The sequence below is a fragment of the Mammaliicoccus lentus genome, from assembly GCF_002902755.1.
Lineage (GTDB): Bacteria > Bacillota > Bacilli > Staphylococcales > Staphylococcaceae > Mammaliicoccus > Mammaliicoccus lentus.
The window spans coordinates 1-25357 of sequence record NZ_PPRS01000007.1 but is presented as its reverse complement, the minus strand read 5'-3'; the positions used below and the strand labels follow the sequence as shown (position 1 = coordinate 25357).

32 protein-coding genes are annotated in these 25357 nt (G+C 30.2%); 26 read left to right on the top strand and 6 right to left on the bottom strand.

Annotation, left to right across the window (positions count from 1 at the left end):
* Nucleotides 1-37: 37 nt before the first annotated feature.
* On the bottom strand, nucleotides 38-1006 hold the full coding sequence (locus CD135_RS03665; protein WP_016998582.1) for a 4-hydroxy-3-methylbut-2-enyl diphosphate reductase: 969 nt from the start codon (nucleotides 1004-1006) through the stop codon (nucleotides 38-40).
* Nucleotides 1007-1153: 147 nt separating this feature from the next.
* Here CD135_RS03665 and CD135_RS03660 point away from each other — a divergent pair, with 147 nt between their 5' ends.
* The 5 genes from CD135_RS03660 to CD135_RS03640 all read left to right on the top strand — a co-directional run bounded on the left by CD135_RS03660 (nucleotide 1154) and on the right by CD135_RS03640 (nucleotide 6069).
* The gene (locus CD135_RS03660; RefSeq protein WP_103268831.1) at nucleotides 1154-2488 is read left to right on the top strand and encodes a DEAD/DEAH box helicase; all 1335 of its coding nucleotides are present in this window, start codon (nucleotides 1154-1156) and stop codon (nucleotides 2486-2488) included.
* 9 nt (nucleotides 2489-2497) lie between these two features.
* Nucleotides 2498-3388, top strand: coding sequence for a deoxyribonuclease IV (locus CD135_RS03655; RefSeq protein WP_016998584.1), 891 nt, complete (start codon nucleotides 2498-2500; stop codon nucleotides 3386-3388).
* Nucleotides 3389-3493: 105 nt separating this feature from the next.
* Nucleotides 3494-4291, top strand: coding sequence for a metal ABC transporter ATP-binding protein (locus tag CD135_RS03650; RefSeq protein WP_064211044.1), 798 nt, complete (start codon nucleotides 3494-3496; stop codon nucleotides 4289-4291).
* A 520-nt stretch (nucleotides 4292-4811) separates the two neighbouring features.
* A complete protein-coding gene (locus CD135_RS03645) occupies nucleotides 4812-5693 on the top strand; it encodes a metal ABC transporter permease (protein ID WP_016998587.1) in 882 nt (293 codons plus the stop codon).
* Nucleotides 5656-6069, top strand: a complete 414-nt coding sequence (locus CD135_RS03640) for a Fur family transcriptional regulator (RefSeq protein ID WP_016998588.1) — start codon at nucleotides 5656-5658, stop codon at nucleotides 6067-6069. The genes CD135_RS03645 and CD135_RS03640 overlap by 38 nt, the downstream gene beginning before the upstream one ends.
* A 50-nt stretch (nucleotides 6070-6119) precedes the next feature.
* On the opposite strand, the gene CD135_RS03635 is transcribed toward CD135_RS03640, so the two are convergent.
* From CD135_RS03635 to CD135_RS03625, 3 genes are all read right to left on the bottom strand, one after another.
* Nucleotides 6120-6683 (bottom strand): 5' nucleotidase, NT5C type, encoded by a 564-nt coding sequence (locus CD135_RS03635; protein ID WP_064204530.1) that lies wholly within the window; start codon nucleotides 6681-6683, stop codon nucleotides 6120-6122.
* Between the two features lie 85 nt (nucleotides 6684-6768).
* Nucleotides 6769-7842 (bottom strand): flavodoxin-dependent (E)-4-hydroxy-3-methylbut-2-enyl-diphosphate synthase, encoded by a 1074-nt coding sequence (gene ispG / locus CD135_RS03630; RefSeq protein ID WP_174700891.1) that lies wholly within the window; start codon nucleotides 7840-7842, stop codon nucleotides 6769-6771.
* 33 nt (nucleotides 7843-7875) lie between these two features.
* Nucleotides 7876-8637, bottom strand: coding sequence for a DUF1189 family protein (locus CD135_RS03625; protein WP_016998591.1), 762 nt, complete (start codon nucleotides 8635-8637; stop codon nucleotides 7876-7878).
* 163 nt (nucleotides 8638-8800) lie between these two features.
* On the opposite strand from CD135_RS03625, the gene CD135_RS03620 reads away from it, so the two are divergent.
* The 13 genes from CD135_RS03620 (at nucleotide 8801) to CD135_RS03560 (ending at nucleotide 20420) form a co-directional block, all read left to right on the top strand.
* Nucleotides 8801-9403 (top strand): superoxide dismutase, encoded by a 603-nt coding sequence (locus tag CD135_RS03620; RefSeq protein ID WP_016998592.1) that lies wholly within the window; start codon nucleotides 8801-8803, stop codon nucleotides 9401-9403.
* A gap of 313 nt (nucleotides 9404-9716) precedes the next feature.
* Nucleotides 9717-11711 carry a peptidoglycan D,D-transpeptidase FtsI family protein gene (locus CD135_RS03615; protein WP_103268888.1) on the top strand — a complete coding sequence of 665 codons (1995 nt, stop codon included), beginning with the start codon at nucleotides 9717-9719 and terminating at the stop codon, nucleotides 11709-11711.
* Between the two features lie 467 nt (nucleotides 11712-12178).
* The gene (locus tag CD135_RS03610) at nucleotides 12179-13132 is read left to right on the top strand and encodes a PstS family phosphate ABC transporter substrate-binding protein (RefSeq protein WP_103268830.1); all 954 of its coding nucleotides are present in this window, start codon (nucleotides 12179-12181) and stop codon (nucleotides 13130-13132) included.
* A 66-nt stretch (nucleotides 13133-13198) separates the two neighbouring features.
* Nucleotides 13199-14128: a phosphate ABC transporter permease subunit PstC gene (pstC, locus tag CD135_RS03605; RefSeq protein ID WP_017000222.1), complete on the top strand. Its 930-nt coding sequence runs from the start codon at nucleotides 13199-13201 to the stop codon at nucleotides 14126-14128.
* Between the two features lies 1 nt (nucleotide 14129).
* Nucleotides 14130-15032: a phosphate ABC transporter permease PstA gene (gene pstA / locus CD135_RS03600; RefSeq protein WP_064211047.1), complete on the top strand. Its 903-nt coding sequence runs from the start codon at nucleotides 14130-14132 to the stop codon at nucleotides 15030-15032.
* Between the two features lie 22 nt (nucleotides 15033-15054).
* Nucleotides 15055-15897 carry a phosphate ABC transporter ATP-binding protein PstB gene (pstB, locus tag CD135_RS03595; RefSeq protein WP_017000224.1) on the top strand — a complete coding sequence of 281 codons (843 nt, stop codon included), beginning with the start codon at nucleotides 15055-15057 and terminating at the stop codon, nucleotides 15895-15897.
* 1 nt (nucleotide 15898) lies between these two features.
* On the top strand, nucleotides 15899-16546 hold the full coding sequence (gene phoU / locus CD135_RS03590; protein WP_103268829.1) for a phosphate signaling complex protein PhoU: 648 nt from the start codon (nucleotides 15899-15901) through the stop codon (nucleotides 16544-16546).
* Nucleotides 16547-16622: 76 nt separating this feature from the next.
* Entirely contained in the window at nucleotides 16623-16772 is a 150-nt protein-coding gene (gene rpmG, locus CD135_RS03585) for a 50S ribosomal protein L33 (protein ID WP_016911879.1), read from the top strand.
* A 168-nt stretch (nucleotides 16773-16940) separates the two neighbouring features.
* Entirely contained in the window at nucleotides 16941-17495 is a 555-nt protein-coding gene (locus CD135_RS03580; protein WP_064204534.1) for a 5-formyltetrahydrofolate cyclo-ligase, read from the top strand.
* Nucleotides 17496-18944, top strand: coding sequence for a rhomboid family intramembrane serine protease (locus tag CD135_RS03575; RefSeq protein WP_103268828.1), 1449 nt, complete (start codon nucleotides 17496-17498; stop codon nucleotides 18942-18944).
* A gap of 2 nt (nucleotides 18945-18946) precedes the next feature.
* Entirely contained in the window at nucleotides 18947-19138 is a 192-nt protein-coding gene (locus CD135_RS03570) for a YqgQ family protein (RefSeq protein WP_017000229.1), read from the top strand.
* Nucleotides 19135-20106 (top strand): ROK family glucokinase, encoded by a 972-nt coding sequence (locus tag CD135_RS03565; RefSeq protein WP_103268827.1) that lies wholly within the window; start codon nucleotides 19135-19137, stop codon nucleotides 20104-20106. Before CD135_RS03570 ends, CD135_RS03565 begins: the two co-directional genes overlap by 4 nt.
* A complete protein-coding gene (locus CD135_RS03560; protein ID WP_103268826.1) occupies nucleotides 20106-20420 on the top strand; it encodes an MTH1187 family thiamine-binding protein in 315 nt (104 codons plus the stop codon). Before CD135_RS03565 ends, CD135_RS03560 begins: the two co-directional genes overlap by 1 nt.
* Before the next feature lie 29 nt (nucleotides 20421-20449).
* Here the strand turns inward: CD135_RS03560 and CD135_RS03555 are convergent, their stop codons facing one another.
* A complete protein-coding gene (locus tag CD135_RS03555) occupies nucleotides 20450-20689 on the bottom strand; it encodes a DUF2759 domain-containing protein (protein ID WP_017000232.1) in 240 nt (79 codons plus the stop codon).
* A gap of 97 nt (nucleotides 20690-20786) precedes the next feature.
* Between CD135_RS03555 and CD135_RS03550 the strand changes: the two genes are divergently transcribed.
* On the top strand, nucleotides 20787-21419 hold the full coding sequence (locus tag CD135_RS03550; protein WP_017000233.1) for an MBL fold metallo-hydrolase: 633 nt from the start codon (nucleotides 20787-20789) through the stop codon (nucleotides 21417-21419).
* A gap of 64 nt (nucleotides 21420-21483) precedes the next feature.
* Here the strand turns inward: CD135_RS03550 and CD135_RS03545 are convergent, their stop codons facing one another.
* Nucleotides 21484-21732 carry a DUF2626 family protein gene (locus CD135_RS03545; protein WP_017000234.1) on the bottom strand — a complete coding sequence of 83 codons (249 nt, stop codon included), beginning with the start codon at nucleotides 21730-21732 and terminating at the stop codon, nucleotides 21484-21486.
* Nucleotides 21733-21884: 152 nt separating this feature from the next.
* Here CD135_RS03545 and CD135_RS03540 point away from each other — a divergent pair, with 152 nt between their 5' ends.
* From CD135_RS03540 to comGF, 7 genes are read left to right on the top strand one after another with little or no spacing between them, the layout of a single operon-like run.
* Nucleotides 21885-22781 (top strand): ATPase, T2SS/T4P/T4SS family, encoded by an 897-nt coding sequence (locus tag CD135_RS03540; protein WP_103268825.1) that lies wholly within the window; start codon nucleotides 21885-21887, stop codon nucleotides 22779-22781.
* The gene (locus CD135_RS12960) at nucleotides 22778-23080 is read left to right on the top strand and encodes a type II secretion system F family protein (RefSeq protein WP_174700874.1); all 303 of its coding nucleotides are present in this window, start codon (nucleotides 22778-22780) and stop codon (nucleotides 23078-23080) included. Before CD135_RS03540 ends, CD135_RS12960 begins: the two co-directional genes overlap by 4 nt.
* Before the next feature lie 9 nt (nucleotides 23081-23089).
* Complete coding sequence (locus CD135_RS03535) at nucleotides 23090-23818, top strand: type II secretion system F family protein (protein WP_174700875.1); 729 nt, start codon at nucleotides 23090-23092, stop codon at nucleotides 23816-23818.
* 4 nt (nucleotides 23819-23822) lie between these two features.
* Nucleotides 23823-24140 (top strand): competence type IV pilus major pilin ComGC, encoded by a 318-nt coding sequence (comGC, locus tag CD135_RS03530; protein WP_070045385.1) that lies wholly within the window; start codon nucleotides 23823-23825, stop codon nucleotides 24138-24140.
* Nucleotides 24140-24568, top strand: a complete 429-nt coding sequence (gene comGD, locus CD135_RS03525) for a competence type IV pilus minor pilin ComGD (protein ID WP_017000239.1) — start codon at nucleotides 24140-24142, stop codon at nucleotides 24566-24568. Before comGC ends, comGD begins: the two co-directional genes overlap by 1 nt.
* The gene (comGE, locus tag CD135_RS03520) at nucleotides 24555-24827 is read left to right on the top strand and encodes a competence type IV pilus minor pilin ComGE (protein ID WP_228082628.1); all 273 of its coding nucleotides are present in this window, start codon (nucleotides 24555-24557) and stop codon (nucleotides 24825-24827) included. The genes comGD and comGE overlap by 14 nt, the downstream gene beginning before the upstream one ends.
* Nucleotides 24828-24840: 13 nt before the next feature.
* Nucleotides 24841-25236, top strand: coding sequence for a competence type IV pilus minor pilin ComGF (gene comGF / locus CD135_RS03515; protein ID WP_239724188.1), 396 nt, complete (start codon nucleotides 24841-24843; stop codon nucleotides 25234-25236).
* Nucleotides 25237-25357 lie beyond the last annotated feature (121 nt).

The window sequence follows — 25357 nt, the reverse complement described above, 5'->3', positions numbered from 1 at the left end:
GAAATCTTTCACTGCAACTTATAATATTTAATCATTATTACTTCATAATTTCTACAGGCTTTGGTTTTTTAATTTTTGGTAATATTTTTTCAACTGGCACATTACTTTTAAGTTTTTCAACGTCAATATTTGTTGGGTCATAATTTTTAATATAATCAATTACTTCTTTAACAATTGGTGTAGGAGTGGAAGCACCTGCTGTTACTGCAACGGTACTTACACCTTGCAACCACTCAATTTTTAGTTCGCTTATATCTGAAATTCTATAGGCATTTGTATGTGCAATTTCTTTAGAGACTTGTGCTAATCTATTAGAGTTGTTACTTTTTGGGTCGCCAACAACAATTAATAAATCAGCTTGGTTTGCTTGGTTAGCAACAGCTTCTTGTCTAACTTGAGTCGCTAAGCAGATTTCTTCGTGTATTTCGATATTTGGATATTGTTCTTTTAATTCGTCCATAAGGTGTTTAACATCCCACTGAGACATTGTAGTTTGATTAGTTACGATTAATTTTTTATCTTTTAAAGACTCGGGTAAAGCATTAATATCATCAATTGTTTCAACTAAATGTACAATATCTGGTGCTACTCCTACTGCACCTTCTGGTTCTGGATGGCCTTTTTTACCTATATAAACAACGTTATAGCCATTTGATTTCATATTTCTAATTAATTGGTGTGTGTTTTCTACATCAGGACAAGTGGCATCAATACATACAAGCCCTTTTTCTTTGGCGCGACGTTTAACTTCTGGAGAAACGCCGTGCGCAGTAAATATAACAGTTCCATCGTTGATTTGTTCTAAAATTTCTAGTCTGTTTGGGCCATCTAAAGTAATAATACCATCAGATTCAAAAGCTTCAGTCACATGTTTATTATGAACAATCATACCTAAAATATATATCGGACGCGGTAACGTTTTATCTAATGAAGCATTTCGTGCAATAACCATGGCATCTACAACACCATAACAATATCCTCTAGGCGTTATTTTAACGATTTCCATACAAAGCCCCCCTTATTCTTAATCATTATAACAAGTGTCAAGAATGATTGAAACTAATTAAAGTATCAAAATAACCTTAAACTCTATCATATTACTTTCATTTACTATATAATATATGAAGTGAAAAAGAAACGAGGAGGGTCGCTTATGTCTAAGCATCCGTTTGAACATTTTCAATTAGAAAATGAATTAGTTGAGGCAGTTAAAGATTTGAAATTTAACCAGCCGACAGAAGTACAACGACGTGTAATACCAAAAATTAAAAAGGGTTCAAATATAATAGGACAATCACAAACTGGTACAGGTAAATCTCATGCATTTTTATTACCACTATTTGATAAAATAGATGTAGATTTAAAAGAGCCACAAGTTATTATATTAGCTCCAACAAGAGAGTTAGCTAAACAATTGTATAACGCTGCATCTCATTTAGCGGAATATAAAAAAGGTATAAAAGTCAATTTATATATTGGTGGTACAGATAAATCAAGAGATATAGATAAGTCTAAGAACACGCCACAAGTTGTGGTAGGAACTCCAAATAGAATTGATGATATGGCTGTAGAAAAAGCATTAGATTTACATTTAGCAAAATCAGTAGTAATTGACGAAGCGGATTTAATGATTGATTTAGGATTTATGCCTAAAGTAGACAGCATTGCTAGCAGACTTGATAAATCTGCTCAAATTTCTGTGTTTAGTGCAACTATACCTAAAGCATTACATCCATTTTTAAATAAATATTTAGATAAACCTGAATTTGTTGAAATAGAAACAGAATCATCTAATAAAGATAATATAGATTTTTATTTAATACCTACTAAAGGTGAAGAGAAACAAGCGAAAATGTTAAAAGTAATGGACGTTATTAATCCATACTTAGCAATTATTTTTGCTAATAGTCGTGATAGAGCAAATGAGTTAGTGGCTTATTTATCTGAACATGGTTATAAAGTTGGTGTTATTCATGGTGGATTATCACCAAGAGAACGTACACAACAAATGAAACGTGTTAAGCAGTTAGACTTCGAATTTGTTGTTGCAAGTGACTTAGCTTCAAGAGGTATCGATATTGAAGGTGTAAGCCATGTTATTAACTATGACTTGCCAAAAGAAATTGACTTCTTTACACATAGAGTTGGTCGTACAGGTCGTGGAGACTATAAAGGTATTGCTATTACTTTATATACGCCTGATGAAGATGATTTAATTACGCAAATCGAAAAGAAAAACTATAAATTTAATCACGTTGATATAAAAAATGGTGAATTTGTCGAGATTAAAGATCGTCAAAAACGTACAAGACGTGTTAAAAAAGAAGATAATATAGAACAAAGTTTAAAACAAAGAATTAAACGTAACAAAAAAAATAAAGTAAAACCAGGATATAAAAAGAAATTCAAGAAAGAATTAGATGAGCTGAAATTCAAAGAGAAAAAAGCACATTCTAAACGTACAAAAAAGCAAAGTAGAAAAGGATAGGTGTCAGATATGTTAATTGGATCTCACGTTTCTATGAGTGGTAAGAAGATGTTACTTCAAGCAGCAGAGGAAGCTGCTAGTTATAATGCTTCAACATTTATGATTTATACTGGAGCGCCTCAAAACACACGACGCAAAAAAATAGAAGATTTAAATATTGAAAATGGTCAAGCAGCTATGAAAGAGTATGGCCTTTCAAATATTGTTGTTCATGCACCTTACATTATTAATATTGCGAATACAACGAAACCTGAAGTGTTTAATTTAGGCGTAGAATTTTTACAATCTGAAATTGAACGTACTGAAGCACTTGGGGCGAAAGATATTGTTTTACATCCAGGCGCTCACGTTGGGGCTGGAGAAGAAAAAGGTATTAAAAAAATTATAGAAGGTTTAAATGAAGTTTTAACTAACGATAATGATGTTCGTATTGCTTTAGAAACAATGGCAGGTAAAGGTTCAGAATGTGGTAAAACTTTCGAAGAACTTGCTCAAATCATTGATGGTGTAGAACATAACGAAAGGTTATCAGTATGTTTTGATACATGTCATACAAATGATGCTGGATATAATGTTAAAGAAGACTTTGACGGTGTATTAAATGAGTTCGATAAAATTGTAGGGCTTGATAGAATTAAAGTGCTACATGTTAACGATAGTAAAAACCCACAAGGTGCGAGAAAAGATAGACACGAAAATATAGGTTTTGGTTCTATTGGCTATGATGCATTACATTATATTGTAAACCATGAAGCTTTCAATGACGTGCCAAAAATATTAGAAACACCATATGTCGGTGATGATAAGAAAAATAAAAAACCACCATATAAATTTGAGATTGAAATGATAAAGAATGGTACATTTGATCCAGATTTAAAAGATAAAATATTTAATCAATAATAAAAAAAGAATGCTAATCATATAGCATTCTTTTTTATTCGTAAACATTACTATTTACATTTATAAATAATCGTTGTATAGTAATCTATTGACGAGGTGAATAATGTGGAAAATGAAACACCAATTTTCGAATTAAAAAACATAAGTTATAGTTATCCTAGTAAATTAGCATTAAGAGATATTAATATCCAAATATACAGAGGAGACTTTTTAGCTATTGTAGGTCCGAACGGATCAGGTAAGTCTACGTTATTAAAATTAATTTTAGGATTATTACCTTTACAAAAGGGTGATATATATATAAGTGGTAAAAAAATAAACCAATATAAATCATGGGAAAAAATAAGTTATGTATCTCAAAAATCTAACGCATTTAGTTCAGGATTTCCTGCAACTGTAAAAGAAGTTGTTATGAGTGGATTAACTAAAAATAAAGGTTTGTTTAAATGGTTTAATAAAGATGATGTAGCAAAAGTCGATGAAATATTAGAACGTTTAAATATAAGTAATTTAAAAAATGAAAATATAGCCCAATTATCAGGAGGGCAACAACAAAGAACTTTTATCGCACGTGCTTTAATATCTAAACCAAGCATTTTAATATTAGATGAACCAACTGTTGGTATAGATGCACGACACGTATCAGAATTCTATCAGTTATTAACACAACTGAAAGAAGAGGGAATCACAATTATTTTAGTAACACACGACATTGGTGTAGTTGCAGACACGGCAAGTAAAGTAGCATGCCTAAACCAACACATACATTTCCATGGAACAAGCGAATCATTCAAATCATTAGATGAAGTAGCTATTTCTAAAATATATGGACATCCAGTCCAGTTCGTAGACCATCAGCACGATAGAAGTTGTTGTGTTGAAGAAGAAGCCATAAGCGAATAGACAAAAAATATTGCGCATTACAAAATGTAATGTTACTATATAAATCTAAAAACACTCAGTAGCTTTGGGTGGTGTACTAAGTGTAAAATGTTAGGCCATAGATAATAATAGGTCTACTTTACCATAGCTTATTGAAGTTTAGTCGTTTGTGGTGCTACACAAGCGGCTATTTTTTATTACTATTTTAAAATAATACATTGAGGTTAAAACTTTATTTTATAAAACAATTAAGGTTGATTTAGTAATGAATACGATTTACACTACTAATAGTACTTTAAATGACTATAAAAATTATTAATAAAAAAGTAAGAATTGTGTAACTTAAATGAAAATGTTAGTTAATAGGATAAATATGATTTTAAGTGATTAGCTTCTTGCTACATAAACTAAAGTATAATAAACAAAACAAAAATGGTTAGGAGTTATGATATATGGAAGGTACACCCAATGATTCTAATGCGTATTGGGTTACGTATGAACAGCATACACAATCATATGAGCTCGAAAGGTCGTGCTGTGTATGATCGATGCTTTTATGAATTTTGATTTTATAAGATATTCGTTTATTAGTGGTATTCTTGTTGGGCTAATTGCGCCTTTAATTGGTGCTTTTATCGTTGTAAGAAGATTATCTCTTATCGCGGATGCATTGAGCCATGTGACGCTTGGTGGTATCTCTATGGGACTGTTCTTTATGAGCATTAGTCCAGTATTTGCTGCTGTAAATCCTATATGGTTCGGTATTATCTTTTCGATAGCAGGTGCTTTATTAATTGAAGAGTTAAGAACTGAATACAAACATTATCAAGAAATCGCGATACCAATTATTATGAGCGCAGGTATTGGAATAAGTGTTATTTTTATTTCTTTAGCTAGTGGCTTTAATCAAGATTTATTTGGTTATTTATTTGGATCAATTAGTGCTGTAAATTTAAGTGACTTATTTACGATATTGGCTATAACAATCATCGTATTAATATTTGTTATGTTACTGTATAAATCGCTTTTCGTTTTATCATTTGATGAAGAATATTCTCGAGTAATAGGGATGCCTAAGTGGATTCAATTATTATTCATTGTCATTGTAGCGCTAGTTATTTCCGCTTCAATGAGAGTTGTAGGAATATTATTAGTCAGTAGTTTAATGACTTTACCAGTTGCTACGAGTATGAGACTAGCAAAAGGCTTTAAACAACTAATAGGATTAAGTATCTTATTTGGTGAATTATCTGTAATACTGGGATTAATACTTTCATTCTATTTGAATATTTCTCCGGGTGGTATTATAGTAGGTTTATTGATAATAGAGTTATTAGGAAGTATTACTTATAGTAAAGTATTGATAAAAAAAGGAGGCTATCATCTTGAAAGTAGAAGAGGCCATTCAAATCTTGAAGAGTGAAGGACATAAATATACAAATAAACGCCGCGATATTATTTCATTATTTGTTAATGAAGATAAATATATAACGGCTAAATATATTCAAGAAGCTTTGAAAGATGATTACAAAGGTTTATCGTTTGATACTATCTATAGAAACTTATATTTATTTAAATCTCTAAATATTATAGAAAGTACGGAAATAGATGGAGAAATGAAGTTTAGAATTTCATGTCAGGATCATCACCATCATCACTTTATTTGTGAATCATGCGGAAACACAAAAGTTATTGATTTTTGTCCAATGGATGTAATCAAACAACAGTTAGGAAATGTTGAAATTACTTCACATAAATTAGAAGTATACGGTAAATGCGAAAATTGTAAAACGGGATAAATTAAAAGGACTTCTTCATTAGTTGTTAAATCTAGTGAAGAAGTCCTTTTTTATATTTTACTTAAAATGCTTGATACGTCATGCCAATTATTAATTCTATATATGCCTTTATTAAGTGATTTTTGATTATAAGGCGTATCGAATAAAAAGACCGGGATATTAAGCTTTTCGTTAATATCTAAAGCATTATCTAATTTATCTTCAAAGAATACATCAATACGTTGTTCTTTAGTAACCTTTAATTTATCGTGGCTCCCTGTTAATATGATTTGATCAAAAGGAATATTGTGTGTATCAAACCAAGTCTTAGTTATATCTTCTAAATAGTGGTGTCTGGCACTGATGTAATATAATTCATATTCGTGTTTTAGCTGGTTTAATATATCTTTAGCGCCTTCAGCAACTGGGGAATTTTGATATATATAAGATTCATTATTTTTGAACCAGTTTAACATTTCTTCTTCCTCACACTTTAATACATTAGCTAAATTGTATTCAGTTATATCTTCATAACGTAATTTCTCATTAAAATCTTTCTGTAAATAAGGAACGAAAGTTTTGGGACATGTAACTGTACCATCAATATCTATTCCTAATCTTGGTTTCCGAGTCATTTAAATCACCTTTTTATAAATTTAATAAAAACACAATAAATAAAATTTATTGTGCCTTAATTTGTTTTTCCTGTTTTGTTGAACTTTATGCTTTTTCCATTTCTATTGCCAGTTTATCGATTTCTTTTTTTAATTCTTCCACCATTGTTTCTTCTGGCACTTTTCGAACTGTTTTACCTTTCATGAATAAAAGTCCTTCTCCACGTGCTCCAGCTATACCTATATCAGCTTCACGAGCTTCGCCAGGACCATTTACTGCACAACCCAATACCGCTACTTTTAAAGGTACTTGAAGGTTAGAAATGTATTCTTCAACTTCGTTGGCAATGGATATTAAATCAATTTCAATACGTCCACAAGTAGGGCATGCAATTAAAGTAGCCGCATTACTAGCTAAGCCGAAAGCTTTAAGTAAAGATTTAGCTACTTTAACTTCTTCAACTGGATCGGCAGATAATGAAATTCGACAAGTATTTCCAATGCCTAGACTTAAAATAGCCCCTAAACCTGCTGATGATTTAACAGTACCATTAAATAACGTACCACTTTCTGTAATACCTAAATGTAATGGGTAATCAAAAGCTTGTGCTGCTTTAGTATAAGCTTCTATAGCTAAGTTAACATCACTAGCTTTCATAGATACGATAATATCATGAAAATCTAAATCTTCTAGTATTTTAATATGGTGTAATGCGCTTTCTACCATACCATCTGCAGTAGGGTAACCATATTTTTTTATAATATGTTTTTCTAAAGAGCCTGCATTAACGCCAATTCTTATTGGAATATTTTTTTCTTTACATGCTTTTACAACGGCTTCTACCTTTTCTCTTCTACCTATATTACCAGGATTGATACGAATCTTATCAGCACCGTTTTCAATTGCAATTAATGCTAATTTATAATTGAAATGTATATCTACGACAAGTGGAATGTTAATTTGTGACTTTATGTCTTTAATAGCATAAGCATCTTCTTCGTTAGGACAAGCTACACGGACTATTTGACAACCTGCTTCTTCTAAACGTTTGATTTCTGCTACTGTTGCTTCAACATCATGTGTTTTAGTAGTCGTCATACTTTGAATAACGACTTCATCAGAACCGCCTATTGTTAAATTGCCCACTTTAACTGGCTTCGTTTTAGTACGATGAGTGATTTGTGACATGATAAGACCCCTTTATTTAATTTATTATTGTTTAAGACTAGCACGTTTCTTTCCGTTTGGTAAATAATACGCCGTAACAATAATGCCCACAATTATTATACACCATGATACAAACATTAATAAAGCGTTCCCAATAAGAATACCTAATAATAAGACTAAAGTAGGGATAGATATAATAAATGTTATCATTTTAAACCAAGTCATATATCTAGATTTTTTATTTAACAGGATACTAATTAAGTGACCTATAAAAGCAACTATAGCAATTTTAAATGAAATACTCATAAATTGTATAAACAATAATAGTAAGATAATGATAGAGAAATAAAAATATTTGGAAGCATTAATAGTATCGATAAAACTAGATAAATCCTTTTCATCATGAATTACACTTGATAAAGAACCATAACTTATTTTAGTATGATCATTATAATTTGAAATTTCTATGTCCTGTGGTTTAAAGACGACTAGATGTTCGGGTTTCATTTTAAATTGTTGTGATTTAGTAAATACAATAGAATGTTTATCATTTAGTTTAATGATTTTTTCTTCAGACAGTTTCATTTCATTATTATGTATTTTAAACTTAGGAATTTCATCAACTTCTTCGTGAGCTAATGTAGATATATTTTGAGTGATTTGAAAATACTGAATAGTATTCGGTATAATTAGAATTATACTCAGTAGTAATATATGTAGAAAAACATATCTCAATTTAGTAATTCTATACATGGGATATTTTTTTGGATGCTTAATCAATCTCTTTAATTCATTAACATATTGCATGCGTTCACCTCATTCTTAATTAATAATAATGATAAATCGATTTAAGTGCAACATGATTAAATACTAAACTAAATATTTTGAATATTAATAAACAAAAGATTTGTTTAAATAGAATAAACTTGATAAGATAAGTATGTAAAACAAATGAGGAGGATGATTATTTATGGCTTTTGAATTACCAAAATTACCATATGCGTATGATGCATTAGAACCACACATCGATAAAGAGACAATGGAGATTCATCATACGAAACACCATAACACTTATGTAACAAAACTAAATGATGCAGTTAAAGGTACTGACTTAGAAAGTAAATCTATTGAAGATATTATTAAAAACTTAAATTCTGTACCAGATGATATCCGTACTGCAGTTCAAAACAATGGTGGCGGACATTACAATCACTCATTATTCTGGGAGATGTTAACTCCAAATGCTTCTGAACCATCAGGCGAAGTAGTAGATGCAATCAGTTCTACTTTCGGTTCATTAGACAAATTTAAAGAAGAGTTTGCAGCAGCAGCAGCTGGACGCTTCGGTTCAGGTTGGGCATGGTTAGTTGTAGATAACGGTGAATTATCAATCGTTTCAACTCCAAACCAAGATAACCCATTATCTGAAGGTAAAATTCCTGTATTAGGATTAGATGTTTGGGAACACGCTTACTACTTGAAATACCAAAATAAACGTCCAGATTATATCAGTGCATTCTGGAATGTTGTAAATTGGGATAAAGTAAACGAATTATACCAAGCAGCAAAATAATTTATTAATAGAGTCCGGGGCATAATTAATTGTCCCGGACTTGTTTTTTATTGGCAGTAGTTGATTGGATTGAAATTCTCTTATATCAAGCTTTTTTCATTCCTAATCATCCAAGCTGGGGTGAGATAACGAAATCTTTTTAGAAAAAAGAGATTTTCCTCTCGCTCTCTTTTTTTATAAAATTTCAACTATATCAATGGCATTGTTAGCTATAATCATATATTATGAAAGTATTATATTAGAGTTGAAAAGGTAGGTTTAGTTCTTGAAACGATTAAAAAAGAAATCTAAAGAAGAAGAATTTCGACTTTTAATGAATAAACGCGTAAGTATCATCTTAGGGATAGTTGTCATTTTATTCTCAGTCTTAATTATGCGATTAGGGTATTTACAAATTGTAAAAGGTGCTGAGTATAAGAGAACAATTGATAGTACAGAATCAATAACTGTGAACGAGTCGGTCCCTAGAGGTCGAATTTACGATAGAAATGGAAAAGTACTAGTCGATAATGAATCTAAGAAAGCAATTACATATACAAGAGATAGAAGAACGAGTCAGGATGATATTTTAGATATTGCAGAAAAATTATCTCATTTAATAAAAATGGATACTTCTCGTATCACAGATCGAGATAAACAAGATTACTGGATTATCAAAAATCAAGATAAAGTGCAAAAACTTATGAAAGATGAACAAGCACTTTTCTCTGACGGTAACATAAGTCAAGATGATTATGATGAAGCTTTATACAATAAAGTGACGAAGAAATATACAGATGAATTATCTAAAGACGATTTACAAGTTTTAGCTATTTTTAGAGAAATGAATTCAGGTTCTCAGTTAAGCCCGGTAGTCATAAAAAATGAAGATGTAGGCAATGAAGAATATGCAGCAGTATCTCAACATTTATCTGAATTACCAGGTGTTAATACGACAATGGACTGGGAAAGAAGATATCCATATGAAGAAACACTAAGAACATTATTTGGTGATGTTTCTAGCAAAGAGGAAGGTTTACCGAAAGAATTAGTAAACGACTATTTATCAAAAGGATATTCAAGAAACGATAGAGTAGGTAAATCATATTTAGAATACCAATATGAAGATATTCTAAAAGGTTCTAAGAAAAAAATGAAATACGTTACTGATAAATCCGGAAAAATAACAAGTTCTGAAGTTATATCTGAAGGGTCTAGAGGTAATGATCTTGTCTTAACAATCGATATAGATTTACAGAAAAAAGTTGAAGAATATGTTGATAAACATATAGAATCATTACGAAATAAAGGTGCCAAAGATATGGATCGAGTGATGGTTGTTGTACAAGACCCAAGAAATGGTGATGTACTTGCAATGGCAGGTCGAGATATTGATGAAAATGGCAAAATTACTGACAATCATATCGGAAATATTACAAGTCAATATACAGTTGGTTCATCTGTAAAAGGCGCTACTTTATTAGCGGGTTATCAAAACGATGCATTAAAAATTGGAGATTCAATGGTCGATGAACCATTAAAATTTAGTGGTGGTTTAACAAAACGTTCTTACTTTAACCAAGATGGTACGAAGAGAATAACAGATGCTGAAGCACTTATGCATTCATCTAACGTGTTTATGTATAAAACAGCATTATTATTAGCGGAAACACCATATAATAGTGGTATGTCATTACCATCTGATGTGGAAGAAGCCGGTATTAAATTAAGAAAAGGGTTAAACCAAGTAGGGTTAGGTGTTAAAACAGGTATAGATTTACCAAATGAAACAGCAGGTCAAATCGAACCTATTAAAGATAATCCAGGTAATTATATTGATTTAGCAATTGGACAATTTGATACTTATACACCAATACAATTATCACAATATGTTTCTACAATAGCTAACGATGGTTACCGCTTAAAACCACACTTAGCAAAAGAAATTAGAAATTCTACTAATGAAGATTCACTTGGACCTATTAAGAAATCATTTAAAGGTGAAGTGATGAACAAAGTAAACAATAATGATAAAGAAATAAAACAAGTCCAAAAAGGTTTCGATATGGCATTTAATAAAGAAGAAGGAACAGGGTATTCTAGTTTCCATGATACTGTAGTTAGATCAGCAGGTAAGACTGGAACAGCAGAAGTATTTAAAGATGGTAAACCACAGGTTAACTCAACATATGTAGGATATGCACCAGCTAAAGACCCTGAGTTATCATTCTCAATCACATATACAAACCAACCAGTACCAGAACCATGGTTACCAGGTGGGGACTTAGGTAGAGATATCATAAATTATTACTTTAAAGATAAGAAGTAATTCATAAAGAGGCTGAGACAAATAAATTGTCTCAGCCTCTTATTTGTGTAAATAAAGTAGCGAATGTTGCAAGACGAGGTCCACGTGCAACATAATTAACCAATCTATTACTCGCACTTATTGTTTATGAAGAAATAAGAAGAGAGTAGATACTCTAGGCAAGCATGCACGAACAAAATTGAAGTTTATATAAAAATAATATCTCATTTCTAATTGAATAAATCAGTAAAGTGAGGACTTATTTATTTTGAGTGAGGATTTATATTCCAAGCTCCTCTTTTATTTTATCAGCTATATTTAGCTGTTTTATGCCTTTTCGCCTTATATTTGTCACAACTAATGACGATATAAACGCTTTCATAACGTCTTAACACAAACTTTACATTAGGTTTATTTGTAATTAATAAAGTAATTGTAAAGTGAAGATGTAATAAAGATTAAGGGTGTAATTAATAGGAGGATTTGACATGAAAAAATGGCAATTGATTGGAACTACAACTGCATTAAGTTCTGCACTATTATTAGGTGCTTGTGGAGGCGCAGCAGAAAAATCTAGTTCAGGAGAAAGCAAATCTTCTGGAGACGATAAATTAAGTGGTGAAGTTAAAGGTGATGGTTCTTCAACAGTAGCACCTGTAATGGAAAAAATAAATGAAGAATTCTCAAAGGATCAGCCTGATGTGTCAGTATCAATCGGGGTTTCGGGAACTGGTGGAGGATTTGAAAAATTTATCGCTGGTGAAACAGACTTTTCGAATGCATCTCGAGAAATTAAAGATGAAGAAAAAGAGAAACTTAAAAAAGAAAACATAGAATATACAGAATTTAAAGTAGCTCAAGATGGTTTAACAGTAGCAGTTAATAAAGAAAATGATTTTGTAGACGAATTGAGTAAAGATGAACTAGCAAAAATTTATAATGGTGAAGCTAAAACTTGGAAAGATGTAAATTCTAAATTCCCAGATAAAAAAATAAAAGCTTTTTCACCAGACCAATCTCACGGTACTTACGATTTCTTTAGTGAAGAAGTATTAGATGAGAAAGATTTAAAATCAGAAAAAAATGCTGATACAAACGTTATTGTTAAATCAGTGCAAGATAACAAAGATTCAATTGGGTTCTTTGGATATAACTTCTATCAAGAAAATAAAGATTCATTAAAAGCAGTGAAAATTAAAGACGATAAAGATAAAGCAATAGTACCAGAAGAAAAAACAATAAATGATAATTCTTATCCTTTAAGTAGACCATTGTTTGTATACGCTAAAAATAAATCACTAGAAGAAAATGATGCATTCCACGGATTTATGGAATATGTAATTGAACATTCTAAGAAAGCATCTAAAGATGCAGGATATGTTCCACTTAAAGATGAAGAATATGACAAAGATAAAGAAACATTAGAAAAGTTTAAAAAATAAATAAAAATCAATCAAAGCTAAGGGCGTCTTAATGTCGCCCTTTTTCAAAATGAAGGAGTCAATTGTATGAAAGAACAAACTTCTGTTCAAGAATTAATAAAGAAAAATAATAATAATAAAGGAAAAGTATTTGCTGATAAAGCAGTTCCAATTGTATTGCTACTTATTGCCTCTGTTTCAGTACTTACAACTATCGGGATATTATTTACACTTTTAACTGAGACAGTAACTTTCTTTACAAGAGTAAATCCAATGGAATTCCTACTATCAAAAGAATGGGCGCCGTTTTCTTCTGATCCTAAATACGGAATTTTCTCTCTAATTCTCGGTACTTTAAAAGTAACTGCAGTTGCAACAGTCTTTGCTGTACCAGTTGGATTAGGAGCAGCACTGTATTTAAGTGAGTATGCATCGGATAAATCAAGAAGAATTATTAAGCCGATTTTAGAAATTTTAGCGGGTATACCAACTATTGTTTATGGTTTCTTTGCTTTAACTTTTGTTACACCAATATTAAGAAGCGTTTTCCCAGAATTAGGCAGCTTTAACTCAATTAGTCCAGGTTTAGTCGTGGGGGTCATGATTATACCAATGATTACAAGTATGAGTGAAGATGCTATGAGTTCAGTACCTGATTCTATTAAAGAGGGTGCATTAGGTTTAGGAGCTACTAAATTTGAACTTGCTACAAAAATAGTGTTTCCTGCAGCGTTATCAGGCATCATTGCTTCAATTGTATTAGCGATTTCTAGAGCAATTGGGGAAACAATGATTGTTTCACTAGCAGCTGGTAGCACACCGGATTCATCATTTAGTTTAATAGGTTCTATACAAACCATGACAGGGTTTATTGTTCAAGTTGCAACTGGTGACGCAACATATGGTTCTGATATTTATTACAGTATATATGCGGTTGGTTTCACATTGTTCTTATTCACATTTATTATGAACATCATTTCTCAGTGGGTAACGAAGCGCTTTAGAGAGGAGTATTAATATGTCGAATACAAATTTAGTAGATCAATCAATAGTTCGCAAAAAATTACCTACTAGGCTAATGAAAAATAAAGTTATTAAAAGTGTATTTTTAATTTGTACACTAATAGGTTTAGTCGTATTAGCTATTTTGTTATTTGATATATTTAGAAAAGGAATGACACATCTTAATGTGGATTTCTTTACTAATTTCTCATCTACGACACCAAGCAGTGCAGGTATTAAAGGTGCGTTAATTGGTACACTTTGGTTAATGATGACGATTGCACCAATATCTATCATTCTTGGAGTAGGAACAGCTATATACATGGTGGAATATGCTAAAGAAAATTGGTTCACAAAATTCATTAGAGTGAACATCTCTAACTTAGCAGGTGTACCATCAGTAGTCTTTGGTTTATTAGGGCTAACAATATTTGTTCGAGGCGCAGGATTTGAGAATTTATCATTAGGGAAATCGGTAATAGCAGCAGCACTAACGATGTCTTTAATGATATTGCCAATTATCATTGTAGCTAGTCAAGAAGCGCTAAAATCAGTGCCTTCGTCTATTAGAGAAGCTTCTTTAGGCTTAGGCAGTACTAAGTGGCAAACAATTAAAAATGTTGTATTGCCAGCTTCTATACCAGGAATATTAACTGGTACCATATTAGCTTTATCGAGAGCGTTAGGAGAAACTGCTCCATTAGTAGTAATCGGTATACCAGCCATATTAATGAAAACACCAAATAGTATATTTGATTCATTCCAGGCCTTACCAATGCAAATATACAACTGGGCTAAACTGCCACAAGCTGAATTTCAATTGGTCTCATCAGCGGCAATTATTGTATTGTTAATCATACTCATAATAATGAACTCAATAGCTATATATATTAGAAATAAATATCAACGTAAACTTTAAATCAAAATGAAGAGGGGTCATAATGATGACAGACGTTAAAATAAGAGAGTTATCTCAAAATGCTACATCAAATGAAAACTTAGAAAATAAAAAGATTATAGAACAAGAAAAAAATATTGTATACAAAACAAACAATTTAGATTTATGGTATGGTGATTTCCATGCTTTAAAAAATATAAATTTAGATATTGCTGAAAATGAAGTTACAGCAATTATAGGACCATCTGGTTGTGGTAAATCAACTTATATCAAAACGTTAAATCGTATGATTGAATTAATTCCAAGTGTAAAAACATCTGGAGAAATTATTTATAGAGATAAAAATATTTTTGATAAGAAATATAGTGTTGAAGAATTAAGAACGAATGTTGGTATGGTGTTCCAAAAGCCAAATCCATTCCCTAAATCAATATATGATAACATAACTTATGGACCTAGAATTCATGGTATTACAGATAAAAAAATTCTTGATGAAATTGTAGAACGTTCTTTAAAAGGCGCTGCAATTTGGGACGAGTGTAAAGATAAATTAGATCAAAATGCTTACAGTTTATCTGGGGGACAACAGCAAAGAATTTGTATTGCACGTTGTTTAGCAATAGAACCTGATGTTATTTTAATGGATGAACCTACATCGGCTTTAGATCCAATATCAACTCTTAAAGTTGAAGAGTTAGTACAAGACTTAAAATCAAAATACTCTATCATTATTGTTACACATAACATGCAACAAGCAGCTAGAATTTCTGATAAAACAGCTTTCTTCTTAAATGGATACGTAAATGAATTTGATAACACTGACAAAATCTTTTCTAATCCGGCTGACAAACAAACTGAAGATTACATTTCAGGGAGATTTGGTTAATATGGTTATAAGAGAAAAGTACGAAGGCGAACTGAAAGCACTTATAGAAGATTTATTTGAATTAGGTAAAGAAGTATATAATATGATAGAACAGTCTGTGTCAGTGTTAAGCGATGAAGATAAAAAAAACGCTAGAGCACTTATTGCTTATGATAGTAAAATTAATAAAATGGAATATGATATTAATGAAAAAGTAGTAATATTAATTACAAAACAACAACCAATGGCTACAGATTTGCGCGTTATGATTTCTGCACTTAAAATTGCTTCTGAACTAGAAAGAATGGCGGACAACTCAACGAACATTGCTCAAATTAGGAAGCGTGTTATTATTACTGATTATTTTATTCTTACAAGATTAAAAACAATGGGTAAATTAGCGATGTTAATGTTAAAAGATTTAGAAAATGCAATTCGAAATAAAGATATATTATTAATCAAAGAGATTATTGAAAGAGATACAGATATTGATGATTTGTATAGAGAAATTAGTAATACAACTTATTTAATAGATGATGATCCATTTATTTCGACTCAAGCACATTTAGCTGCAAGGTATTTAGAAAGAATAGGCGACCATATAAAAAATATAAGTGAAAGTTGTTATTACTATATAACAGGTGAACACTATGAATCTATTGAAAAATAATACTGGAATTCTGTAACCATAGATGGTATTATAAAAAGGTCGTATATTAATTGAAATAAGAACAGGAGGGTTCATCATGCGCGTAAACGTAACTTTAGCATGTACTGATTGTGGTGAAAGAAACTACATCTCTAAAAAGAATAAACGTAATAACCCAGAGCGAATCGAAATGAAAAAATATTGTGCTCGCGACGGTAAACACACTCTTCATAGAGAAACTAAATAATAAAACGAATGAAAACACATGGCTATTTTATAGTTATGTGTTTTTTATTTTTATATAATGAAAATGAATTTATAAGGTGCAACAACTACCTTACCCTGTATTTCTTATGTTATTATTAAAGGTGTCTAACGTGGTTTTAAATAATTTATTTAGGAAGTGTAGAAGACCATGACTACTAAAAAATTACTTAGAAAAAAAGTGCTTCAAGAAATGAAAGAACAAACTAAAGCTCAAAAATTAACTTTTGATGAAGATTTATATGAACAATTATTTAAACATGATTATTTTATACAAGCTAAATCTGTAGCAATTGTTTTGAGCATGGACCATGAAGTGAATACGGATCCTATTATCGAAGAATTGCTTAAATTAAATAAAGAAGTTTATGTACCGACGACAAATTACTTAACAAAAGAAATGAAGTTTCAGCGATTATACGATATGAATTCTATATCATTCGATTCAAAAGGAATAAGATTTATTACTAAAGAAACGGAAATAAGTGATGATATCGATTTAATTATTGTACCTGGTGTTGTATTTCGTCATGATGGTTATCGGATTGGTTATGGTGGAGGATATTTTGACAAATATCTTGCGGATTATACTGGTTCAACTTTAAGTTTAGTATATCCAATACAAATTCATGGTTTTGATATAGAAAGTCATGATGTACCAGTACAAGAATTATTATTACCAAGAGAAGTATATGGAGAAAAATAAATGGAAAAATTAAAAAGAATGTGGAAGTCGATTTATTATTTAGTGTACACAGAAGGTTATACAATATTATCAATTGATGAGAATAATGACGAAATTTGGCTGACTCATGAAGCTAAAAAAACAGTTAAACGATTTATACATAAAACACCAACTCATCAAGAAGTGGACTTTGACTTTAAAAAAGTCACAGACCATCTTAGTAATTTAATAGAGTTTATAGGGTTTAGTTTTGAACAGTTAGATGTATTTTATATATCTGATAAAGAGATGGACTTAACAGAGTTTAAGCAAACTAGTCGTCCTAAAATTAAATACTATGTTATTAATGAAATTAAAGATTTTGAGAAAGTAACATCACATGTAGTGACAAAACATCAAATTAAACGTAATAAATTAATGTCTGTTACAACATATAAAAATAAATTATTAAACGCTAGTTTTATAGATAAATTTATGTTGAAATTTTCACCAGTAACATATTTTTTAATCGCAACTAATGTCATTGTATGGTTATCAATAGTTCTAGTGTTTAAGCGAGATTCACAAATTAGCTTAATAGATTATGGAGGACTCGTTCATTTCAATGTGGTGCATGGCGAATGGTATAGATTGTTTACCTCCATGTTTTTACATGCAGACATCACACATTTACTTATGAATATGTTCTCGTTAATCGTATTTGGTAAATTGATAGAAGGAGCCATAGGTTCTATAAAGATGGGGACGATATACTTAATTTCCGGTTTATTCGCTGGCATCGTTTCTTTAAGTATTGATACAACTTCTATTTCGATTGGTGCTAGTGGCGCAATATTCGGGTTAATTGGTGCGTTTATCGTTTATCTATTTACTAAAAGTAATATTAATAAACAATTTGTTTTACAAACATTTATAGGTATTTTGATTATTTCATTATTTACGTTATTCATAAATAATGTTAACCATTTTGCTCATTTAGGTGGATTTATCGGTGGTGCTATCATTATGTATTGCATTCAAAAATGGATGGACAACGATAAGCGTAAATGGTTATATTTCATTGGATTTTTCGTATTAACTATTATTCTCATAATCGTAATTTTTAATAGGCAACAACATTATATTTATGATGAATTAACGAAAGATGCTATGAATCAAGGGAATTTTAATAGCGCTGAAAAGATGATTACACATATAAAAAATAAGCACTTTGAGTCAGATGAAACATATATACTTAGCGGTCTAATTAAAGCTAATGATAAGTCATTAGACGAGGCTATACTAGAATGGGAAAAAGGATTAAAAGCTTTTCCAGACTCAGCAGATTTAAATTATCAACTCGCATTAGGTTATCGTGCAAAAGATGATTACGATAAAGCAGAGAAATTTAATGATAAAGCGATAAAATTAAATGGAAATAATAAAAATTACAGTGCTTTGAAGAAAGAAATCGCAGCATTTAGGAGTTAAAGATGAATAATTTATATGATGTACAACAATTGTTGAAAAAATTTGGTTATATAATATATTTTAAAAATGAAGATGATCAATTAGAAATGATGGAGCAAGAAATTAAAGATTTATACAAATCGATGTTAATTTCGAAGGAAACATTTTTACAAGCAAGATTAATTATAAATCAGAGAAGGATTGAAAATAAATGACATATATACTATCAGCTGATATTGGCGGAACTACTTGTAAATTAGGGATTTTCGATGAAAAATTAGACATAGTTGAAAAATGGGAAATAGCGACTAATAAAGCAGGGGAAGGAATATTAGAGAATATCTCCGATTCTTTCAACGTACATTTAAAAAAACATGATATTACTTTATCAGACGTACTTGGGATGGGAATTGGAGTACCTGGGCCAATAGATTTTGATAATGGCATAGTTCATGGAGCGGTCAATTTAAATTGGACAGGTAAAATTGAAGTTAGAAAAATCATGCAACAATATTTTGATGGCCCAATTTATGTAGATAATGATGCTAATGTAGCTGCTTTAGGAGAGAAGTTTAAAGGTGGCGGACAAAACGAAAGTGATGTTGTTTGCATCACATTAGGAACTGGCGTTGGAGGTGGAATCGTCTCTAACGATGAATTAGTTCATGGACATAATGGTTCGGGAGCTGAAATTGGGCATTTCGTAGTAGATCATGAAAAAAGGTTCCGATGTAATTGTGGTATGAAAGGTTGCTTAGAAACTGTAGCTTCTGCTACTGGTGTTATTAATTTAGTACACCATTATTATTCAAATATGAGTGTTAAATCTAGTATCCACGACTTAATCACAACTAAAAATGTTTCAGCAAAAGATGTTTTTGATGCAGCAAAAATAGGAGACGAGTTTAGTTTATTTATAATTGATAAAGTTGCTAATTATATTGCGTATGCGGCAAGTATTATGAGTGTCATGAGTAACCCTAAATATATTATAATTGGGGGAGGCGTTAGTAAAGCCGGTGATATTTTAATTGAATATATCAATGAGCATTATGAAAAAATGACGTTCAAGCCTGCTAAAGAAGACACAGAAATTGTTGTTGCGAGTTTAGGTAATGATGCAGGGATTATTGGTGCAGCAGCATTGATTAAAACATATGTAATAGATAAGGAGAATGCATAATGGCAATTGTAGATGTCGTAGTAATTCCAGTCGGGACTGGAGGACCAAGTGTAAGTGAGTATATCGCTGATATTCAATTAATTTTGGAAAAACATAAAGAAGCTGGTAAAATAGATTTTCAATTAACACCAATGAACACATTAATTGAAGGTGACTTAAAAGATTTATTAGAAGTTGTACAAGAGATTCATGAAAGTCCATTTAATAAAGGACTAGATAGAGTTTGTACAAATATTAGGATTGATGATAGAAGAGACAAATCGAGAAAAATGAATGAAAAATTAGATTCAGTACAAAGACATTTAGACAAATAAAAAAAAGACGAGTTTTAACTCGTCTTTCTTTAATGACTTAATATTGGATATCCATATGTGAATATTGTAGCAAGTGAAAAGAAACCAAATGCTACTACTGTAATCGCACCAAAAAGAATGCCTAAAACATTTTTGTTTTTGAATGCTGAAATTAAACCGAATATTCCGAGTATAAATACCGCTAGCATTAACAATGAGAAAATATTAACACCGATATGTATCTTTACTCCGAATAATTCAAATAGTTCCCCTGTGTCGATAAATGGCATTCCATTACCCCCAATACATTTTTCTTTTATTATCATATTAATTGTATAATTAATATTGTGTTTTGTCGAGATACTTTTTACAAGAGGAGGAAAGAAAATGAAAGTCCATAGTTATTCTTTAGGAATAGTTGAAACAAATTGTTATATAATTGAAGGTGAAAGTGAACTATTAGTTATCGATCCAGGTGATAACGGTGAATTTATAAATGAACGTATAAAAAAATTTAATAAAAAATTAGCTGCCATATTATTAACACATGCACACTTTGACCATATTGGTGGAATAGATGCAGTGGTCAACAAGCAGGGCGTTGAAGTTTATGTTCATAACGAAGAAAAATCTTGGTTAACTGATACTGTAAAAAATGGTTCTAAAAAGTTTGAAGCATATCAGTTACCTCAAGTAGTACAAAAAACAATACCAACAGTGATTGATGAAGGACATCATGTTATAGGTGAGTTTGAGTTTGAAGCTCTGCATACACCTGGTCATTCACCAGGCAGTTTAACGTTTGTATTTGATGACTTTGCAATCGTTGGAGATACACTGTTTAAAGGTGGAATAGGTAGAACAGATTTATATAAAGGAGATACTCAAACTTTATTAAATTCTATTGAAGATAAACTTCTATCTTTAAATCCAGATACAACCGTGTTCCCTGGCCATGGTCCAGATACTACAATAGAACAAGAAGAAATGAGCAATCCTTATTTAAATGGTTTTAGTTAAAGCTATAAAAAACACCAATTCGTTAAATAACGAATTGGTGTTTTTAGGTTGAGATAAACTTCTATTAACCATGATGTCCGAAACTTGGCTCTAGTAAGAATGTTGAATAATATGTAAATCCAACAAAGCATACAACTAAATATAGTGCGAATATATACATATACATTCTTTCTGTTAATTTTAAGTATCCCAACAATACGAAAAATCCTGTTTGAGCTACGAAGAAATAAGCCATCATGTTCATACCGCCAACATAAAACATTGTAGCAAATATAGCAGTCCAGAAGCCTAGAGTTTTAAAAACTTTATCCATCTTCTTATGAACCCCCTCTGTGTTTACTTTCTTAGTCACTTACAATTATAAAGTTACTATGTGTAAAAGTAAATAGGCATTACTACAAAATATAAAGTATATAGTAAGTAAAACAAGGTTTTCATTACGTTTATATATATTAGGAGGCGATTATGGAAACTTTATTTAAGACAATTATCAAAGATGCTATTATTTTGAAAGCAACTGACATTCATTTTATTCCAGTGAAAGAGGATCGAGTCAAAGTTCAGTTGAGGATAAGTGGTGAGAATACGATTTATGATTGTGATATTAATAACGCTTTATATAACCGTTTATTAATTTATATGAAGTTTATTGCTTATCTAGATGTAAGTGAAAGGAATAAAGCTCAAAGTGGTCAATATATATTTGATGATATATATAAATATTATTTAAGAATATCCACTTTACCTTTAAGTCTAGGAATTGAGTCTTGCTCAATTAGGTTAACGCCTAAATATTTCGAAGAATATATTGACCATAATATTGATGACAATTATAAAATGATTAAAGAAGAAATGTTTAATTCCGAAGGCTTATTTTTGTTCACAGGACCAACCGGTTCGGGTAAATCGACGATTATGTACCAATTTTTATATGACTTACAACAAATTAAAGATAAACATATTATTACGATTGAAGACCCAGTTGAACAAGTTTTAGATGGTGTAGTACAAGTTTCTGTAAATGAAAAAGCAAACATAAATTATCATAATTCTTTTAAAGCCATTTTAAGATGTTATCCAGATGTTGTCATGATAGGAGAAATTAGAGATGAAGAAACAGCCAAGCAAGTTATACAAGCAAGTTTAAGTGGTCATTTAATATTATCTACAATGCGTGCGAAAGATAATTTAGGGGCTATTTATAGACTTTTAGAACTTGGAATATCTAAAGAGCAAATAAAACAAGGTATCGCATGTATAGCCAATCAAAGACTTTTAAATGACCAATTAGGAAATAGATATAGACAAATGACTTATATATTTAGTCATGAAATTAATCTATATTTAGAAAATAAATCATGATGAAGAAAGGCAATATATTAAAGAAAGACCAAATACTATTTTTAACACGCTTATCAGATATGTTAAAGCAAGGTTTCACATTAATGGAATCAGTACAATTACTAACTGATCAATTTTCGCAATTATCAAGGTTACGTATTAAGGAAAAGCTTATTGAAATAGTAAAAAATACTGGTCATCTTCATGAAGTTGTTTCATTTTTAAATTATCCTCAAGTTATTATCACTCAAATTTATTTTGGTGAACAATATGGCAATATGATTGATTCTATAGATCACTCAATTTTGTATTTAAAATAGATAGAACAAGTGAAACAAAAATTTATAAAAACGATTCAATATCCAACACTTTTATTTTTTATATTTTTCATGTTACTAACCGCAGTTAATCATACGATTATCCCTCAATTCAATGAAATTTATCAATCAATGAACATAAATGTCTCTACCTCATTAAAAGTATTATCTACAATATTTTCTTACTTACCAACTTCGTTATTAATTATATTTTTAATCGCAATACTCACATTGTTATTAGGTTATTTTTTCTATATAGGTATAGAAGTATCAAAGAAAATCTACTTTTTTAATAAAATTCCTATTTTGAATCAATATATTTCGATGTATCGCTCATATAGATTATCTAGAGACTTTTCATTTTTTATTCAAAATGGCATACCGCTTCATAAAATAATTGAAATTTATATTATGCAGACTAAAGACGATGTATTAAAATATATCGGATTATTTATTCAACAATCGATCAAATCAGGAGACTCCTTACCTCAAGCGATTAATAACTTGAATTGTTTTGATAGTACTCTGATTCAATATATTACACATGGAGAACATAAATCTAAATTAGACTTAGAATTATATTATTTTAGTGTATATATGCTTGAGAAATTAGAAAAATCTATTATCAAACATTTAAAGTGGGTACAACCCATCGTCTTTGGAACTTTGGCATTCCTAATCGTCACATTATATTTAATTATTATTTTACCAATGCTACAAATGGTTGATGGCATTAAATGAAAGAATGAAAAATATAAAGTTTTTTAAAAAAGAAGAAGGCTTCACGTTGATTGAGATGTTAATCGTATTATTAATTATAAGTATTTTACTTATAATTATAATCCCTAACATAAGCAAGCAGTCTGAAACCGTGAAAAGTACTGGTTGTCAGGCACAAGTTAAAATGGTTGCTGGCCAAGTAGAAGCATATACATTAAAACACGATGCTAAGCCAAATTCAATTAATGATTTAGTAAGTGATGGGTTCATAAAAGAGAATCAATTGACTTGTAAATCTGGTCAGAACATTGTTTTAAATAACGGAGAAGTAGTAGCTCAATAATGAATAATAAAGGCTTCACGTTAATAGAAATGGTAATTGTGTTGAGTATTCTAAGTATTATTGTTCTCATAACAATACACATTTCAATTAATTCTGTAGATAAATTTGGTTTAACAAGTGGCATTAATGATTTTGAAACAAAATTAGAATATTTAGAAACCAAATCTTTATCAACTAAACAACCTATACTTGTATGGTTTAAACCAAATTCAACCAAAATACAATATCAAATTAATAACGGAAATATAAATTCAATTAATCTATATAAAGGAAAAATATCTAAAGATAATAAATTCACTACATTAGTTTACGATGGAGAAGGTAATATCAATCAATTTGGAACATTAAAACTAGAGTTTAATAATAAACGTTATCTTGTCATATTTCGTATTGAAAAAGGGAGGTATAGAATTGTTGAAGAAAAATAATGGTTATGTATTTATAGATTTAATGTTATCTATATTTATTATCGTATTGTTAGGAGGCACTTTATTACCGATAGTTCATACATTAAATAAACATATACAAAGTGAACAGAAACAAATTAAGCTTTATCAAATTCTATATCAATCAGTACAATCCAAACAAATAAAGTACGATACTACTAAAATAAAATTAAGTCATTTGAATGACAAAGTATGCTTGGAAGACGTGTATAGTTATGAAAAAGTTTGTGTTCAGAAATAACAAAGGGTTTACGATGTTAGAAATGTTATTATCTTTATCATTTTTAATGATTATATTAGCGTTAATACCATTCTTAATTCAAAGTATATATGCTCTGAAAGAAAATGCTTTTAATCATAGTGAATATGAATTAATAATGTTTAGAAAAGATATTATAGAAGAGAGCAAAGAGGCTGAAATCAAACTTAATCAGGTTCATAATAAAATAATTTTTACCCATAAACTCTCGAGTTCTGAGTATACCTTATTAAATTCTAAAATTTATAAAAGTATAAATGGCAGAGGATATATAACTTTATTAAATAAAATTAAATCTTTTAAAATCAATAAAAACGATAATGGTAATATACAGATTGACTTAGAAATCATTAAGGGGAGAATCACAATTCGTGAAACGATATTTATTTAAAAATGATGGATTTATTTTACCATTTCTTCTTAGTATATTATTTGTCTATTCTGCTTTTTTATCATTTTATCTCGTTCAATATAGTTATAAAATAAAAATCTATAATCATCTAGAAGAATAC

Coding starts and splice junctions, on each gene's coding strand:
- pstB (WP_017000224.1), top strand. CDS start 15,055: ATGATGACAGACGTTAAAATAAGAGAGTTATCTCAAAATGCTACATCA.
- CD135_RS12960 (WP_174700874.1), top strand. CDS start 22,778: ATGATGAAGAAAGGCAATATATTAAAGAAAGACCAAATACTATTTTTA.
- CD135_RS03565 (WP_103268827.1), top strand. CDS start 19,135: ATGACATATATACTATCAGCTGATATTGGCGGAACTACTTGTAAATTA.
- CD135_RS03660 (WP_103268831.1), top strand. CDS start 1,154: ATGTCTAAGCATCCGTTTGAACATTTTCAATTAGAAAATGAATTAGTT.
- CD135_RS03635 (WP_064204530.1), bottom strand. CDS start 6,683: ATGACTCGGAAACCAAGATTAGGAATAGATATTGATGGTACAGTTACA.
- CD135_RS03665 (WP_016998582.1), bottom strand. CDS start 1,006: ATGGAAATCGTTAAAATAACGCCTAGAGGATATTGTTATGGTGTTGTA.
- CD135_RS03540 (WP_103268825.1), top strand. CDS start 21,885: ATGGAAACTTTATTTAAGACAATTATCAAAGATGCTATTATTTTGAAA.
- CD135_RS03550 (WP_017000233.1), top strand. CDS start 20,787: ATGAAAGTCCATAGTTATTCTTTAGGAATAGTTGAAACAAATTGTTAT.
- phoU (WP_103268829.1), top strand. CDS start 15,899: ATGGTTATAAGAGAAAAGTACGAAGGCGAACTGAAAGCACTTATAGAA.
- CD135_RS03625 (WP_016998591.1), bottom strand. CDS start 8,637: ATGCAATATGTTAATGAATTAAAGAGATTGATTAAGCATCCAAAAAAA.
- CD135_RS03615 (WP_103268888.1), top strand. CDS start 9,717: ATGAATAAACGCGTAAGTATCATCTTAGGGATAGTTGTCATTTTATTC.
- comGD (WP_017000239.1), top strand. CDS start 24,140: ATGAATAATAAAGGCTTCACGTTAATAGAAATGGTAATTGTGTTGAGT.
- pstA (WP_064211047.1), top strand. CDS start 14,130: ATGTCGAATACAAATTTAGTAGATCAATCAATAGTTCGCAAAAAATTA.
- CD135_RS03555 (WP_017000232.1), bottom strand. CDS start 20,689: ATGCCATTTATCGACACAGGGGAACTATTTGAATTATTCGGAGTAAAG.
- CD135_RS03645 (WP_016998587.1), top strand. CDS start 4,812: ATGATCGATGCTTTTATGAATTTTGATTTTATAAGATATTCGTTTATT.
- CD135_RS03610 (WP_103268830.1), top strand. CDS start 12,179: ATGAAAAAATGGCAATTGATTGGAACTACAACTGCATTAAGTTCTGCA.
- CD135_RS03545 (WP_017000234.1), bottom strand. CDS start 21,732: ATGGATAAAGTTTTTAAAACTCTAGGCTTCTGGACTGCTATATTTGCT.
- CD135_RS03620 (WP_016998592.1), top strand. CDS start 8,801: ATGGCTTTTGAATTACCAAAATTACCATATGCGTATGATGCATTAGAA.
- CD135_RS03570 (WP_017000229.1), top strand. CDS start 18,947: ATGAATAATTTATATGATGTACAACAATTGTTGAAAAAATTTGGTTAT.
- comGC (WP_070045385.1), top strand. CDS start 23,823: ATGAAAAATATAAAGTTTTTTAAAAAAGAAGAAGGCTTCACGTTGATT.
- pstC (WP_017000222.1), top strand. CDS start 13,199: ATGAAAGAACAAACTTCTGTTCAAGAATTAATAAAGAAAAATAATAAT.
- CD135_RS03580 (WP_064204534.1), top strand. CDS start 16,941: ATGACTACTAAAAAATTACTTAGAAAAAAAGTGCTTCAAGAAATGAAA.
- comGF (WP_239724188.1), top strand. CDS start 24,841: ATGTTAGAAATGTTATTATCTTTATCATTTTTAATGATTATATTAGCG.
- CD135_RS03560 (WP_103268826.1), top strand. CDS start 20,106: ATGGCAATTGTAGATGTCGTAGTAATTCCAGTCGGGACTGGAGGACCA.
- CD135_RS03575 (WP_103268828.1), top strand. CDS start 17,496: ATGGAAAAATTAAAAAGAATGTGGAAGTCGATTTATTATTTAGTGTAC.
- CD135_RS03655 (WP_016998584.1), top strand. CDS start 2,498: ATGTTAATTGGATCTCACGTTTCTATGAGTGGTAAGAAGATGTTACTT.
- rpmG (WP_016911879.1), top strand. CDS start 16,623: ATGCGCGTAAACGTAACTTTAGCATGTACTGATTGTGGTGAAAGAAAC.